This window comes from Ciceribacter thiooxidans, from assembly GCF_014126615.1.
Lineage (GTDB): Bacteria > Pseudomonadota > Alphaproteobacteria > Rhizobiales > Rhizobiaceae > Allorhizobium > Allorhizobium thiooxidans.
This window is the reverse complement of sequence record NZ_CP059897.1, coordinates 1194076-1208740: the sequence shown is the minus strand read 5'-3', so window position 1 is coordinate 1208740 and position 14665 is coordinate 1194076. Positions and strand designations below refer to the sequence as shown.

Genomic DNA, 14665 nt, shown 5'->3' with positions numbered 1-14665 from the left:
ATCGAGAAATGCGTTGGAGGGGATAACAGCCTGGCGCAGCGTTTTCTCACATCGTGACTCCCACAGCGATTGTCAGATTACCGAAGGCTCGACCGTGCCGCGCGTAGCCAGAGCCTACGACGGGTTAGACGTGACACCCCTTCGTCCGAGGGTCAAAAAGGCCAGCAGCGCAGGTCCGGCTCCTACTGCAGCCGCAGTCCATTGATCACTAAAAGCAGCGAGATCATTCGGGCGCAACTCCAGATCGTTCTTGCGTGGCCGCTTATCGTTCTGGTATCATCGCCGAGATCGCGTTTACAGTGGTATTGCATGAGCGAAGACTTCGAAGTACGAAACAGGGTTCTCGGAGCGTTGAGGCCGGACGCCCAGATCTTCCTCTCGAAACGCTCCCTAACCCGCGAGATGCACGCGGGTGACATCATTTATGAGGACGGTGCGCCGTTTACACATGCTGTCTTCCCGCACGAAGGTGTACTGTCACTTATGGCCGTCATGCAGGATGGCCGGAGCGTTGAAAAGACGTCTATAGGGCTGGAGGGCTTCCTCGGCTTCGTGCTCTTGATGGGTGGAGGCAACGCAATCAGTCGGTCTGTCGTACAAGTCCCCGGCTATGCTTCCTGGATCGCCATAAAGGACCTTGATCAGGCATTGGACCTTTATCCATGCGTTCGTCAGGCTATGCTTCGGTACGCGAAATTCCTCATTGCGCAGACGATGGAGACTGTTGCATGTAATAGTCTCCATGTAGCAGAGCAGCGTGTTTGTCGGTGGCTCTTGCATGCCCATGACAGGGTAGCGGGTGACAGGTTTCAGATCACCCAGCAATCGGTATCGGAAGTTCTCGGATTGCGGCGTGCCACTGTGAGCGAGGTTTGCTCCAGGTTGTCGGATGCCGGAATCATCACTTACTCGCGGGCATGTCTGGAGGTGCTTGACCGGCGGGCGCTGGAGGGCCGCAGCTGCGAATGCTATGAAAGAATAAGTCGCCTCTCGGGTAACCGCTCCCATACAACCTCGGAGCAATCAAGCACGGCGCCGCGCTATTGATGAGCGCGCGTCCGCGTAGGCAATGAGTGCTTCGCCATCAAGGGGGCGACTGAACAAGTAGCCTTGACCGAAGTCGCAGCGTTGCGTCCGCAAGAACGCTAGTTGTTCGCTGGTCTCAATGCCTTCCGCGACAACACTCAGTCCTAAGCTATGCGCAAGGCTGATGATCGCTTTCGAGATCATGGAACTGTCCTGGCTCGACTCGATATCGCCGACGAAAGATCGGTCAATCTTTAGTCGATCGACGGAGAACCGCTTCAGGTGTACCAGTGACGCGTAACCTGTGCCGAAGTCGTCGAGCGCAATCTTGACGCCAAGCTCCTTTAGCTCCGACAGCGTGCGGGCAATCTTATCTGATCCGCGGTCCAACAGCGTATTTTCGGTGATTTCCAGCTCGAGGTTCCCCGGCGGCATGCCGTACCGTGCCAGCATCGTAGCTACCAAGCTCGCAAAACCATCCATCTTGAGCTGCGCGGCAGCGACATTCACAGCCACCGTACCGCAGGAAAACGAAAGTCCGTTGAGTTCCCTTGCAGTGGCGAGTGACTTTCCCAACATGTAGGTTCCAAGTTGAACCGCTAGGCCAGCGTCTTCAGCAACGGGAATGAACTCGGCCGGAGGCACTGCGCGTCCATTGAGACGCCAGCGAGCTAGAGCTTCGAAGCCAACATGACTTCCATCGCGGAGACAAACCTGGGGCTGGAATGCCACTGACAGCCGTTCGGCTGCGACATCCGTTCGCAACGACGCGGCGAGCCTATCCCGCTTATCGATCGCAGCTCGCATCGTGGTGTCGAAAATTCGACAGCCGCCTCGATTGCTACTCTTCGCTGCATACAGCGCAATATCCGCGTTCTTCATTAGATCGCTGGGCGTTGCGGCTTGGTTTGGAAAAAGGCAGGCACCGAGGCTGCAGCGCGGTTGGATCTGGCGCGAGCCGATCGCAACGGGCTGCGTTACCGATTTAATCACCCGGCCCAAAAGGCGAATGAGCGCTCCCTCGCTGGTGATCCGAGGAAGGATGATCGCGAATTCATCACCTCCGAGTCTCAGGACGATGTCATTTGCCCGCAATGCGACGCAGAGACGCGAGGCAACTTCCCTTAGAAGCGTGTCTCCCGCCTCGTGGCCAAGCGTATCATTAATTGACTTGAAGTCGTCGAGATCCCCAACGACCAAGGCACCGGTGTAGTTTCCCTTCTGCGCTCTGGTGCAGGCCCTATGGAGGTAAGCGTTCAGTACTGAGCGGTTGTAGAGTCCTGTGAGTGGATCACGTTCCGCTTGTTGCTTGATAGTGATCTCGGCTCGCTTCAAGCCTGTGATGTCAGTTCGAACGCCAACCGTATTTCCGGAGTTGGAACGACGCTCATGAACCTGGATCCATCGGTCATCGTACAGATGTTGTACCAGCGGTCCGTTCGGTTGGTGATAGGCTCTGAGTCGTGCCTCAAGCCATTCGGCCTGGCCCTTGTCGCTATCGTCGGGCAACACGAACTGTCCCCGCTCGACAGCATGCCGCAACAAGTCACCAAACGGTATGCCAGCTTGGATTTCGTCCGAAACCTTGTCGTGTATGTCAACGTAAGCTTTGTTGAAAAGGATCAGTTTGTCGTCGGCGTCGAAGGCGGCGACGCCGTCCGGCAGCGTTTCGATAACATCGAGCAGTAGGGTTTCAGCCTTTCTACGCCGAACGTTTTCAGCCAGAAGTGTTGCCTCAGCGGTCTTGCGCTCCGTGATGTCGTAGCGAATTGAGACGTACCCAATGTTTCTTCCCGTGTCGTCAAGGTAGGGAACTATGGAGGTGTCTACCCAATAGAGTGTGCCGTCCTTTGCCCGGTTGCAAATCTCTCCCCGCCAGACCCTGCCCGCTGAAATGTCGCGCCACATTCCAGTAAAGAATGAACGGGGATGATGCCCTGAGTTCACTATGCTGTGTTTCTGACCGACTAGCTCATGGCGATCATACTGACTGATGCGACAAAAGGGTTCGTTGACGTGTGTGATCTTTCCCCTTCGATCGGTGATTGCAACGATGGCGTGCTGGTCGAGCGCAGTCCTGTAGGCATCTAGTTCCGACTGGAGGGCAGAAGCCTGCCTGCCAGCTGTTTCGACGAAACTACAGCAATGTGTGATAGCCATTGGGTCTTGGACTGTCTCAGTGAGGGCCCCGTTCCACAAGAACTCATGGTCTTTGGAGGGGGCTCTTGATCAAGTGGCAAACTCGCTAGGCTCAATTGGCCAATAGGCTGGATCCGCGAGACGGATGCAATTTCCCGGTCAACGAACCCGGCAACCAAACGCTCCGGAGGGGAGCGATCTCGGCAGCTGGGCGGATTGAATGATCGGCAGTCCGATATCGGTCCTTCTGGACCACAGTCATGGCGCGAGCAGGAACAGCATCGGGCAGAACACCGCATCAACTTTGGGCACATGGGAGACCTGTTTGAAATAGGAGGATCGTCGTATCGGAGGAATTGCGGCTGATTGGCGTTCCGTCCCCGCCGGAGGAGCGGAGCGCTATCAGGGGCCTATGATGTCGCTCTTGTGCCTCTCGACACGTAAATGTCTCTTGGCCCAACCGCAATCACCTGTTGGACAGGGGTGCTCTCTTGATGGAGCGCGTGGCCTGCATCAGACTGTTGCGCCCCGAAGCGAAACCTGGACAACAGGTTGGTGAGCGCTGCGGCTTGCATTGCGAGACCGGAACAGGCGGTTGAGGACTGTTCAACCATCGCAGCATTCTGCTGCGCACTTTGGTCCATCTGATTGACTGCGGTGTTGATTTCTGACAGTCCGATTGACTGTTCTCTCGCTGCGTCAACGATTCCGACAACATGTCGATTAATCTCCTGTACCTCCGCGACAATCGATCGCAGGGCGTTCCCGGTCTCGCCCACGAGCAGCACACCCTGCTTAACCTGATCGGTCGACGCAGCGATCAACACCTTAATCTCCTGTGCTGCGTCTGCAGAACGTTGGGCAAGCTCGCGAACCTCCTGAGCGACGACAGCAAAACCTTTGCCTGCGTCTCCGGCCCGTGCAGCCTCTACGCCCGCATTGAGGGCCAACAGATTTGTCTGGAACGCTATGTTATCAATCACCGTGATGATGGTGCCTATTGCGTCTGATGAAGTCTCTATTTCCCCATGGCGCGCACAGCCTGTTCTACAATCGAACCAGAAGTCTCGGCCTGGTCACGTGTCCTCGCCACGAGGTTTCCGGCTTCACCAGCGCGGCGACTCGCGTCTTTAACGGCCGTAGTGATTTCCTCGATCGCAGCAGCAGTCTGTTCGACCGAAGCGGCTTGGGCTTCAGTGCGTCTCGCGAGGTCGGACGTTGCCGAACGGAGCTGCTCGGTGGATGTATGGATAGCTGCGGCATTTCCACCAACCTCGCGCAATGCGCTTTCAAGCGTCTCTGCTGACTGGTTGAAGTCGACGCGTAATGTATCGAGCGAACCGGCGAATGCTGAGTGTATACGGTGTTCCATATTGCCGTTGGCCAGGTGCGCAAGTGCAGCACCAAGGGCGGAGATAGCGAATTGTAGGCTCTCCGATTCCGCCGCCTTCTGAGCGTCCCGGTGGGCCCGTTCTCGCTCAGACTGCGAACGGTTTTCTTCGGCCTCAGCCTCCAATCGGCGGTTTGCGGCGCCCGCTTGACGAAACACCTCGACTGCTTGCGCCATCTGGCCAATCTCATCTCGTCGGCTGACAAAGGGTACGGTGAGCTCTAGTTCTCCGTTGGCAAGCCGCGACATCGTGCCTGTCAGGAGATGGACCGGTCGCGTGATACGGACAACGATCGTCCATAATGCGAGGCCACCGAAGGCGAGGGCGACAAGCAGAATAGCGATGCTAGAAACTAACGTTTGCAGACTGTCGGTTTCGATGAGGTCGGCATAGGTTCCGGCAGCCGCGCCGATATCTTCTGAGAGGTTAAGGAGGCTGTCGATCGCCTTCGTTGCGGCGGTGATCCATTCATCACCGCTGACTGGGTATTTTCTACGATCGGCATTAGCAGCATAGACCTCCTTTCGAAGTTTCTCGAATGTCACGAAGAACTCCGAACGTGCCGTCGCGATCGCCGAAAGCACATTGGCGCTCGCGAAGTCGCGCTTTTCATATGCTTCGATCGTGGCCCAAGACTGTTCCAGACGACCCCGGTATCCGGCCAAGATTGCTAGTGTATCGCCGTCGAGCGGTTTGCCCGCCGCGATCTTGCCGCCAATCACGGCGCGTTCGCGCCCCGCATATTCGGCAATCACCCACATGGCTTGGCGTAGGTCGAGCATAATCTGGGTTCGTGCCAGCGCCGTCGATGGAACGACCTGCGCGGCAATTCGGAGTTCCTGCGACGACATAATCAACGCGGTCACTGATGGCACCCAACGTCTTGCGACGGCTGCATCGCGCTCGGAGGCTATCCTGCTCCATTGCGCTTCCACTTCGCTGCGTAGGGCAACCAACGCCTCAAAGTCCTGCCGAACCCTCGCCAGTAGCCGCCCTTTACCTTTGAAATCTGGGCCCTTCCGGACTTCGGCCAATGCGGAGGAGAGCGCTTCATCGCCCTTGCGACGCAGTTCTTGAATTCGGCTAATAGAGTTTTGAGTGGCGATCGAATTTTGGGCCAAGACCGTATTGGTGAAACCTCTTTCAGTCGCCAGCGCGCCGGCGCTGGTCAAGAAGAGCTCTCCTACCTCGGCGTTCGCGTGCATGGCCTTGGCTGCGGTCATGTCTTCCCAGGCGGCGTAGATGTTGCTGGATGCGATGAACAGCAACGCGAAAACGAATGCCGACAATATCAATAGAAGAATATCTCGGATGCCAAACCCGGCGCGTGTCGGTCGCTCGGCTCGATGGATATCATGCGTTCTTTCGCTGAAAAACGTTTCAGAATTCATGGGGTTCCCTCCAATGATATAAATCAACATCCAAATAGGGTGACAGTGGAAACTGGGTCCATTTCCATAATCCATAGAGTCCGTGAGCGTCATGTTATTGCTGCGGATGATATGAATGCGCTGATGATGCCTATGCTGGAAGTTGTCGCCAAGGACCTACTTGTCTATCGGGTTTATCGATATGGACTGTGCGGCCCGGCTGTGTCGCAGTAACGTGCACTCCTCCGAGTCGAGTGAGAGGATTCAGAATCTCTCCTTCGTATGTACGGTACCGTAACTATGCTTATTTAAGGTTCGGTTAAAATTGTTCTCTGTCAATAATCGTAGCGACATAGAGTGATGCGTCTCGATAGAGGTGTTGTGCGTCCGGTGGATTGAAAGCGTTGTTCTCCGCAGGATGCTCGAGTCGTCTTAGACGGAGAAATTACTCTGCTGACCCGTTCGAGCGAACAAGTACAAGATCCCTGTCACATCAGGAGCGCGTCTGGGATGACGTGGTTTGGACGCGACCTTCTATACTCGAGAGGCGAGGCCGAACGTCCGACAGATCTCGGGTGTGGTTTGGATCGATGCCGTTCCGATCGATATCGGCCGATTAACGGTGTGATCTACGCGGAACTCGGCGTTCGCTATGAGCGCATCGAAGGCTTGAATGCGTCCGTAGAAGCGGCTGGTCTGGAGTTCTCCGTGTTGCCGCGCTCGGCGCTGTTTCTCGCGGGTAAGGCTTCTTACATTGCCGCCGTGCTGCCGGACTTCTTCATTGGTGCACAACCGCCGTGGAGCAGTTGTCTCTGCTGACGCGAGACATCGGTCGCTACAGAACGTATTTCCCGAAGGCTGAATTGATTACACCGAATTTCTGATGCCGCAGGTCGCGCCGGTCCAGGTCGAGACTGCGGCCGACATCTGGTCGCACTTTGAGCAACGTAGTCTCTGCATTCCCGTTCCAAGCTGGTTGGGCGCGTGATGTGCATAAACTGGTTTGTTTCAAAGTTCCATAAGCTGTCTTATGCGATCTTCGAATGTAAGGGGGGCAGATTCCAATTTCAAATGCAACGAAGAGAATAATGGCCATGATCTCAGGAGGATAGGATGGGCCGCTCTTTTGTTCAGTTGAGTTTGGACGAACGTCGCGTGATTGCGCGGATGCATGAGAAGAAGATCAGCCAGGCGCAGATCGCCCGCACTCTGCGGCGAGATCGGTCGACGATCTGCCGGGAACTGCGGCGCAATTTCTGGCATGACCGTGAAGCTCGCGTCGCCGACGGATATTGGCACGTCACAGCACACGCTATGGCGTCGGACCGACGGCGCAAATATCGCAAGCTCCTGCGTGATCCTGCCCTGTGCGCTGCCGTTGTCGACAGGCTGAAGAATGGCTGGTCACCTGAGCAGATTTCCGGACGCCTGAAGCTTGCCAGTGGTTCGTCTGCCGGGCTGAGCCATGAGACGATCTACCAATATATCTACTCGCAGGAAGGCCAGGATCAACAACTGGCCCGCTATTTGCCGGAGCGGCGACGCAAACGGCGACCACGATACGCACGCAAACCCAGAAGCCTTGTCTTTCCAATGGAGTGCGCCATTCGCAATCGGCCGGAAGCCATCAATTCGCGAAGCGAATTCGGTCACTGGGAGGCAGATCTGATGATCTTCAGGAAAGAACATGGATCTGCCAACATCGCGACCGTCGTCGAGCGAAAGAGCCGCTACACTGTCCTGTTCCGCAACAACGACCGACGATCAAAGCCGATCATGAGCCAGTTGATCCGTCATCTGGCACCCCTGCCCGCGTCGGCTCGTCAGAGCCTCACATTCGATCGAGGCTTGGAGTTCGTCTCATGGCGAGAACTGGAAAAAGGCATGGGAACAGTGGCCTGGTTCTGTGACCCGCAGGCGCCATGGCAGAAAGGCACGGTTGAGAACACCAACAAGCGCGTCCGGCGATATCTCCCATCCGAGACCATCGTGCTGGATGTCACACACCAGGAAATCCGTGCCCTGTGTGATCGGCTCAACGAAACGCCGCGCAAGTGCCTGGGGTTTCAGACACCCAAGGAGATGTTTAGTCGCCACCTGTTGGCTCTCGAACGATGACGCGTGTAGATTTCCAGCCAGCGTTGCATTCAATCTGGAACCAGCACGCAAAGTTAAAGTGTCCTGTTTCTGCAAAGTTGGAATGTCACACTCCTCGGCTCTGAACGGACCTGGGAGATTGCGGATGGGACTGATTGCGATGAGCGAGCGTGACCTGCAGCGGATTGAGGTTTTGTCGAAGGTGATCGACGGCCGCATGGCGATGGTGTCAGCGGCGCATGTCCTGGGCTTAAGCACGCGCCAGGTTCGTCGGCTCTTGGAGCGGATCCGGACGGATGGTGCGGCATCGATCCGGCACAGAGCGATCGGGCGGCGGTCGAACAATCGGATTTGCGACGGCGTGCGCGACTATGCCATGGCGATCGTGCGCGAGCGCTATGCCGATTTCGGCCCGACGCTGGCCGCCGAGAAGCTCGCCGAGCGCGACGGCCTGACGGTGTCGCGCGAGACCTTGCGCAAATGGATGTCGGAGGCCGGCCTGTGGCTGTCGCGCAAGCAGCGCCGCACGTTTCATCAGCCGCGGCTGCGCCGAGAAGCCTACGGCGAGCTGGTGCAGATCGATGGATCCGAGCATCGTTGGTTCGAGGATCGCGGTGATTCCTGTTCGCTGCTGGTGTTCATCGACGATGCGACCGGCAAGCTGATGCAGTTGCGCTTCGTACGGTCGGAAAGTGCGTTTACGTATTTCGAGGCGCTGGAGCTCTATCTGAAGGCGCATGGTGCGCCGGTCGCCTTCTATTCCGACAAGCATTCGGTGTTCCGAGTGGCGAAGAAGGACGCCAAGGGCGGCCAGGGCATGACCCAGTTCGGGCGTGCGCTCTCAGAGCTAAACATCGAGATTCTTTGCGCAAATTCGAGCCAGGCGAAGGGCCGAGTCGAGCGGATGAACCGAACGCTACAGGATCGGTTGATTAAGGATCTGCGCCTGGAGGGCATCTGTGGGATGGACGACGGCAACGCTTTCCTGCCTCGGTTCATGGAGCGCTATAACCGGCAGTTTGCCATTACCCCTGTCCGACCTGATGATCTGCATCGGTCGCTGAATCTTGCCCCGGATCGGCTGCGCGACGTCCTGTGCAAACGTGAGCAGCGGTATGTCGGCGCGCAACTGACGTTCTCCTACGAGCGTCAGCGGATCATGCTGGAAGAGACCGAGGTGACGCGCGGACTGGTCGGCCGCTATGTCGAGACCTACGCTTATGCCGATGGTCGGCTGGATGTGCGCTGGAAGGGGCATTCCCTGCCCTACCGGGTGTTCGACAAGGACCAGCGGGTGACGCATGCGGCAATCACTGAGAACAAGCGGCTCGGTGAACTCCTAGCCTACATCAAGGAGCGCCAGGAGCAGCAGGACAAACCGGTCGTCAAAACCAACAGTGACAAGAACGGCTATAAGCCGAGAGGTCGCAAACCTGGTCGCCGCACAGATTACATGAACGATCCGGCGGTGATTGCCCGGCGAGAGAAAGCGCTGTCGAGACCTGCGGCGAAATGATCGTTCGAATAGCCTCAAAGCTAAAGCCGAAGAGGTGTGTTTACCACCCGCCCCGATCTGATCTTGCAAGCGGGTTCAGCCGCTCAGATCGGGGCTGGTCGATGTGCCGTGCGGCGACCAGTCGGACATTTCTACTTTGCAAACCGGCGGACATTTCAACCCTGCCGCCACATTGGATGTAGCCGGGTACATCCTCTTCTCAAACGCAACAGTGCAGACGTCCGCCCCTCCCGAGCAAACCTAAAGGCAGGCGGTGGCGAATGATGTCGCCAAAGGATTTCAAGTCAGAAAAGGCATGATATCTACGCCGTCACCCGGAAATACGGTGAAGTGCGGATGGTCCTGGAACAGCCGCGCTGCGGCATCAGCGGTCTCCGCCTCGACGACCAGATAGCCGCAGAACGGATTCACGGCTTCGGTGACGCCGTCCTTTGTCACACGTGTGGTCTTCCCAACCATACCACCGCGATCGACGATGAACGCGGCATTGCGCTGCTCCCACTCCACCCACTTCGGTATGCCCACGGCATCGAGTTCATCCTGCTTGGCCTTGGGCAGGCTTCGAAACGACGCGAGGTCTTCGGGCTTCATCGTGTAAACCGCGAGAAATCGGGGCACCGGCGTTACCTCCACTGGCTTGGATGCTTGTCAGTTTACATGACGCAGCGGATCGATGGTTTTTCGAAGGCGGTGTTCTGCCGGCGACAACTAAAGCACGATCACCTTGGCGCCGACCCTCACCCGCTCGTAGAGGTCGATGACGTCGTCGTTGGTCATGCGAAAGCATCCCGATGACGAAGAGCGACCGACGCTCTCCGGCTCGTTCGAACCGTGGATCCGATAGAGCGTGTTGCCGAGGTAGATGGCGCGCGCGCCAAGCGGATTGTCGGGGCCGCCGGCCATGTGGGCCGGGAGGTCGGGTCGCCTTGCGCGCATGTCGGCCGGAGGACGCCATTCGGGCCAGGCGCGCTTGCCGCTCACCGCTTCTGTTCCGTGCCAGCCATAGCCTTCGCGACCGACGCCGACGCTGTAGCGGAGCGCCTGGCCGCCGGGCATGACGTAGTAAAGGGCATACCGGTTCGGATCGATGACGATCGTTCCGGGCGCCTCCTGCGTGCTGTATTCCACCAGTTGCCGCGGCAGGTATGCCCCGCATCCGGGACGACCAGCACTCCCGGAGCTTGCGGTGGCGGGTATGCGGGCGGCGACATCAGGAACTCGATATAGCCACTATCGATCCAGATCTGGCCGGTCGCCTCGTCGAGGATCGGCGGAAACGGTTCCTCCGCCCTCGCCTGCGTCATCGGTGATGCAAGAAGCAGGGTAACGAGCACCAACCCAGACCATTGTTTCCGCAGCGGCAATTCTGGCATGTGAAGCTTCCTCCGGCGCTCTCGCGTTCAAATCAGACCATTTGCGACAAGGGCGTTCGCCACGTCCTGGAACAGTCGATCGGGAACCGGCGTTCCCACCGGTGTCCGGGCGAGTGCTTTGGCGAGGTCGGGTTCTGTCACGATGGGAATACCCCGACTTCGGGCCTGCGCGTTCATCGAGCCGGCTGCCGGGCCGGTCGCGCGGCAAACGACGATGGGTACGGGCGTTTCGCCACGGACATAGCGGATGCCGACGGATCCTGACCCCTCCTCGCCGATCAGCAGCACGGCGCTTGAGAGGCCGGTCTTCGTGGTTCCGAAGAGCCGCGCCAGCTTGCGGCGCTCCTGGCGGATCAGCGGATCGCCTTCCGTGTCCTTGTGCTCGCGCTTGCTCTCCGAGCGCGTCATGCGCATTTCGCGCAGGAACAGCCAGCGCTGGAGGAAGACGTCGACGACGCCCATCACGATGAAGGCTGCGAGTGCGATCGACGCGATGGTCTTCAGGATGGAGAGCGAGGTTTCGTGCAGGCAGGCAAATCCGCAAGCCGGCGCCTGGAACAGCGCTCTCAGTCCCGTATGGAAGACCAGGGCGAACGTCACGGAGAGAGCAGCAACCTTGAACAAAGCCTTCCCGAAGTCGACGACACTCTTCAGTGAGAAAATCCGCTTCAGCCCCGATGCGGGATTGATGCGGGCAAAGTCCGGCTCTAGCGGCTTGACGGAAAAGACGAAGCCCCTGGTTATGGCGACATTGGTTGCAAGGATGGCGGCGATCGTGATGCAGAGGATGGGCAATACCGTCGTCAGAAGCGCATCGGCGGCAATCGTGCTCAGGCGGTACCAGAGGTCGGCGAACGGTCGCGTGTAGATTTGAGCCGCCTCGTCGAGAAGCCTGTCGGTTTTTACTTGCAGGTCGGGTGCGATGTAGAAGAGGAAGAGAGTGGAAAACAGGACCACGATGCCCGAAACCATGTCGGGACTGTGCAGCACCTGGCCCTTCTTGCGCGCGTCCCGGATCTTCTTTTCCGAAGCGGGAAGCGTTTTCTCTTCGCTCGTTTCGTTCATGTGACACCATCACCCGAGGATGACAGCAGGCCGATCGCCTGGGCGCGTCTGCCGGCGTCAGGAATGGAACGCAGCTTCGCCGCTTTTGCAAGAATCTGGTTTTTCTGCTTCGCCGACATGTCCGGCACGGCGACCGAACGAGCCTTGCCGCCCTCGCCGGCCATCGTCAAAACGATCAGGTAGTTGATGAAATGCCGTCTTTCGGCGAGGGGTGAACTGACAACGCCCGTCATATGCGTGACCGCTTGGGTCATGTTGTTCGACAGTGCTTCCGCAAGCGCGAGGTTTGTCGCCGTGTCGAGATTGTTGGGTTGCAGCGACAGGGCTTTCGAAAAGGCGCCCTCCGCCGCCTGTCCATTGCCGCTGAAGACGAGCGCCGTTCCCAGACGGTTGTAGGCGACGACCGAATTCAGTGCTTCTGCGGCCGGTGCGAGGCTTCGCGCGGCCGATTCCGCCTCGCCCTTCTGCAACTGAGCAGTGCCCAGTCCGAGCAAGGCGGTGGCATTTCCGGGTTCGATCTCGAGTGCGGCCCGGAAGGCCTCCTCCGCCGCCTCGGCGTCGCCGGCCTTGAGCCGCGCATTGCCGAGGCGAACGCGCATCGATACATCATGCGGGGCATTGGCGGCGGCGCGCTCATAGAGCGCCAACGCCGTCCCACTTTCGCCCTTCGCCTCGATGCTCTCGGCGACGCTCAGAAGCTTCGTTTGGGCGTTCGCCTGTTTGCCCTTCTCGTTTTCGGTGGGGATCGTCGTACAGGCGGAAAGGGTCAGAAGTGCAACAAGCACAGCGGCTCCCTGGCTGACAGGATGCCGGCCGTGGCCGGAAGACGAATTTGCCTCCGTCATTGTGCGATCCCCGTCTCGTTCGTTGCGGTGCCCGGCGGGATCACCTGGTCGCCGGTTCCCTCGATATAGTCCTTTGCCGCGCGTGCGACCGGGGCCGCCATCGCAGGCCCCATCTCGCGCCCTTCAAGCAGCTGTCGCTGGTCTGCCGCCATGAACTGCAAGTTCAGATTGTTCGCGCAGCCGGGCGGGAGATAGAGCGGCTGATCGGCCGTGTCCGGCGTGATGCAGGCGTCGGGTACCAGCACCTGGCTTGTGGTTGGATCGTAGCCCTTGCGAACGACCTTTCCCTTCGCCGGTAGGGCACCGGAGGTCGAAAGGTATCTGTAGTTCGGTGAATAGGGCTGCGGTTGGGAACCGTTGCAGCCCGCCAGGGCGACGAGGCAGGCGAGCAGTGCTGCTGCGGGGATTACGGCTCCCGGAAGGCGATCATTCGACATAGAAGCCATATCCCTTGTTGGCCGCGGGTCTTGCCTTCTTGCGCGGCGAGGAAATCGCACCGGCCGGGCTGTCCAGTGGCGTCTTCATGTTCCGCTCCGAGGTTGGCGTCACCAGATAGGGCGTTATCAAGATGACGAGCTCGGTCTCGTTGCGCTGGAAGCGCTTGGACTTGAACAATTCGCCGAGGATCGGCACGTCGCCGATGACGGGCGTCTTGTTCAGCGTCTGGGACTCCTGCCGCTGGAACAATCCGGCGATCGCAAAGGTCTGGCCGCTGCCGACTTCGACTGTCGTGTCCGCACGGCGTATACGCAGCGACGGCACGACCAGCCCGCCGATCGAGACGACACTGTCCTGCGAAACGCTGCTGACCTCGGGCCGCACCTGCAAGGCGATGCGGTTGTTCGGCAGCAGCGTCGGCGTGAATTGCAGCGAGACGCCGAACTGCTTGTATTCGATGCCGACCTGGCCATTGTCCGTCGGCACCGGCACGGGTATCTCCCCCCTGCGAGGAAACTGGCGGTCTGGCCGGTGACGGCGGTGATGTTGGGCTCGGCGAGGATCGTCAGGATGCCATTTGCCTGCAGGGCATCGAGCAGGACGTTGACGTTGACGTGGTCGCCGCGGGCACCGATCGCGATCCCGCTATCGTCTTCGTTGCTGGCACCACCGGTGCGAACGAGGCCGAAGGAGAAAGAGCCGCTGTTGACGAAGAGGCTCCAGTCAATGCCGAAGCGGGTCAGTTCGTTGCGGGCGACTTCGGCGAACCGGACACGAATGTTGACCTGGTTGGAGCCGGCGAACGTCGTGTTGTTGAGTGCGGGCTTCTCTGGCGTCGAATAGCTCTGCAGGACGCTTTCCATGTCCATTGCCTCGCCGACATTCCGCGTCGGTCCGGTTCCGACAACCTGTCCGCCGAACAGGCTGATATCGACGCGGGTGTTCGGCTGCAGCGCAAGCGCCGACTCTTGCGCAGGTCTCGGATTGCCGGAAACATGAACCTGGACGGTTCCGCGCGTCGTCTGGTCGGCACTGAGAGCGATCAGATTGGTGTCGCCTGTCTTGGTCGCATAGATATAGACCACGCCGGGCGAGACGACGCGCACGTCGGCAATCGCGGTGTCGGCGAGAAACACCGACTCGACCGGTTCGTCAAAACGAAGGATCGTGCCCTCGCCGACGTTGAGGTCCAGGACCTGACCGTTGATGGCGTCCACCTTCACCTGGGCGCTGGCCGAAGACACCGCCCAATGGACCGCGAACGCGGTCAGAAAGACAAATCGAAAGAGTCCCCTCGTCGCCAAGAAGCGAAGGCTTCGCAAAACTCGCATCCCACTCCCTATTTGTTCCCCTCCCGCGCTCCTCCGCGCGGGCGAGACATGTTCTCTAATTTATGGTTTCGATC

Annotated in this window: 8 protein-coding genes and 4 pseudogenes; 4 read left to right on the top strand and 8 right to left on the bottom strand. The window is 58.8% G+C overall.

Going from position 1 to position 14665, the window contains the following annotated elements; genetic code table 11:
* Window positions 1-309: 309 nt before the first annotated feature.
* Window positions 310-1047: a helix-turn-helix domain-containing protein gene (locus H4I97_RS24895; protein ID WP_182308137.1), complete on the top strand. Its 738-nt coding sequence runs from the start codon at window positions 310-312 to the stop codon at window positions 1045-1047.
* Here the strand turns inward: H4I97_RS24895 and H4I97_RS23710 are convergent.
* Together H4I97_RS23710 and H4I97_RS24960 are read right to left on the bottom strand one after the other, a co-directional pair.
* The gene (locus H4I97_RS23710) at window positions 1024-3186 is read right to left on the bottom strand and encodes a sensor domain-containing protein (protein WP_182308136.1); all 2163 of its coding nucleotides are present in this window, start codon (window positions 3184-3186) and stop codon (window positions 1024-1026) included. The two genes, H4I97_RS24895 and H4I97_RS23710, sit on opposite strands and share 24 nt — an antisense overlap.
* Window positions 3187-3575: 389 nt before the next feature.
* Window positions 3576-4897: pseudogene (locus H4I97_RS24960) on the bottom strand (methyl-accepting chemotaxis protein); the annotation flags it as partial.
* Between the two features lie 1644 nt (window positions 4898-6541).
* On the opposite strand from H4I97_RS24960, the pseudogene H4I97_RS23695 reads away from it, so the two are divergent.
* The 3 genes and pseudogenes from H4I97_RS23695 to H4I97_RS23685 form a co-directional block, all read left to right on the top strand.
* Window positions 6542-6810 (top strand): annotated as a pseudogene (locus H4I97_RS23695) (DNA-binding protein); the annotation flags it as partial.
* Between the two features lie 229 nt (window positions 6811-7039).
* Window positions 7040-8044 carry an IS30 family transposase gene (locus H4I97_RS23690; protein ID WP_182308134.1) on the top strand — a complete coding sequence of 335 codons (1005 nt, stop codon included), beginning with the start codon at window positions 7040-7042 and terminating at the stop codon, window positions 8042-8044.
* Between the two features lie 124 nt (window positions 8045-8168).
* On the top strand, window positions 8169-9539 hold the full coding sequence (locus tag H4I97_RS23685) for an ISNCY family transposase (RefSeq protein ID WP_182309056.1): 1371 nt from the start codon (window positions 8169-8171) through the stop codon (window positions 9537-9539).
* A gap of 279 nt (window positions 9540-9818) precedes the next feature.
* On the opposite strand, the gene H4I97_RS23680 is transcribed toward H4I97_RS23685, so the two are convergent.
* The 6 genes and pseudogenes from H4I97_RS23680 to H4I97_RS24950 all read right to left on the bottom strand — a co-directional run bounded on the left by H4I97_RS23680 (window position 9819) and on the right by H4I97_RS24950 (window position 14591).
* Window positions 9819-10157: a hypothetical protein gene (locus H4I97_RS23680; RefSeq protein ID WP_182308133.1), complete on the bottom strand. Its 339-nt coding sequence runs from the start codon at window positions 10155-10157 to the stop codon at window positions 9819-9821.
* Between the two features lie 90 nt (window positions 10158-10247).
* Window positions 10248-10912, bottom strand: a pseudogene (locus H4I97_RS23675) (L,D-transpeptidase).
* A gap of 27 nt (window positions 10913-10939) precedes the next feature.
* Window positions 10940-11977, bottom strand: a complete 1038-nt coding sequence (locus H4I97_RS23670; RefSeq protein WP_182308132.1) for an EscU/YscU/HrcU family type III secretion system export apparatus switch protein — start codon at window positions 11975-11977, stop codon at window positions 10940-10942.
* A complete protein-coding gene (locus H4I97_RS23665; protein ID WP_182308131.1) occupies window positions 11974-12822 on the bottom strand; it encodes a tetratricopeptide repeat protein in 849 nt (282 codons plus the stop codon). The genes H4I97_RS23670 and H4I97_RS23665 overlap by 4 nt, the downstream gene beginning before the upstream one ends.
* Window positions 12819-13259 carry a hypothetical protein gene (locus H4I97_RS23660; protein ID WP_182308130.1) on the bottom strand — a complete coding sequence of 147 codons (441 nt, stop codon included), beginning with the start codon at window positions 13257-13259 and terminating at the stop codon, window positions 12819-12821. Before H4I97_RS23660 ends, H4I97_RS23665 begins: the two co-directional genes overlap by 4 nt.
* Window positions 13249-14591: pseudogene (locus tag H4I97_RS24950) on the bottom strand (type II and III secretion system protein family protein). Before H4I97_RS24950 ends, H4I97_RS23660 begins: the two are co-directional and overlap by 11 nt.
* Window positions 14592-14665 lie beyond the last annotated feature (74 nt).

Bases quoted from the DNA above. Each gene is read 5' to 3' on its own strand.
- H4I97_RS23690 (WP_182308134.1), top strand. From the start codon at position 7,040: ATGGGCCGCTCTTTTGTTCAGTTGAGTTTGGACGAACGTCGCGTGATT.
- H4I97_RS23670 (WP_182308132.1), bottom strand. From the start codon at position 11,977: ATGAACGAAACGAGCGAAGAGAAAACGCTTCCCGCTTCGGAAAAGAAG.
- H4I97_RS24895 (WP_182308137.1), top strand. From the start codon at position 310: ATGAGCGAAGACTTCGAAGTACGAAACAGGGTTCTCGGAGCGTTGAGG.
- H4I97_RS23710 (WP_182308136.1), bottom strand. From the start codon at position 3,186: ATGGCTATCACACATTGCTGTAGTTTCGTCGAAACAGCTGGCAGGCAG.
- H4I97_RS23685 (WP_182309056.1), top strand. From the start codon at position 8,169: ATGGGACTGATTGCGATGAGCGAGCGTGACCTGCAGCGGATTGAGGTT.
- H4I97_RS23660 (WP_182308130.1), bottom strand. From the start codon at position 13,259: ATGTCGAATGATCGCCTTCCGGGAGCCGTAATCCCCGCAGCAGCACTG.
- H4I97_RS23665 (WP_182308131.1), bottom strand. From the start codon at position 12,822: ATGACGGAGGCAAATTCGTCTTCCGGCCACGGCCGGCATCCTGTCAGC.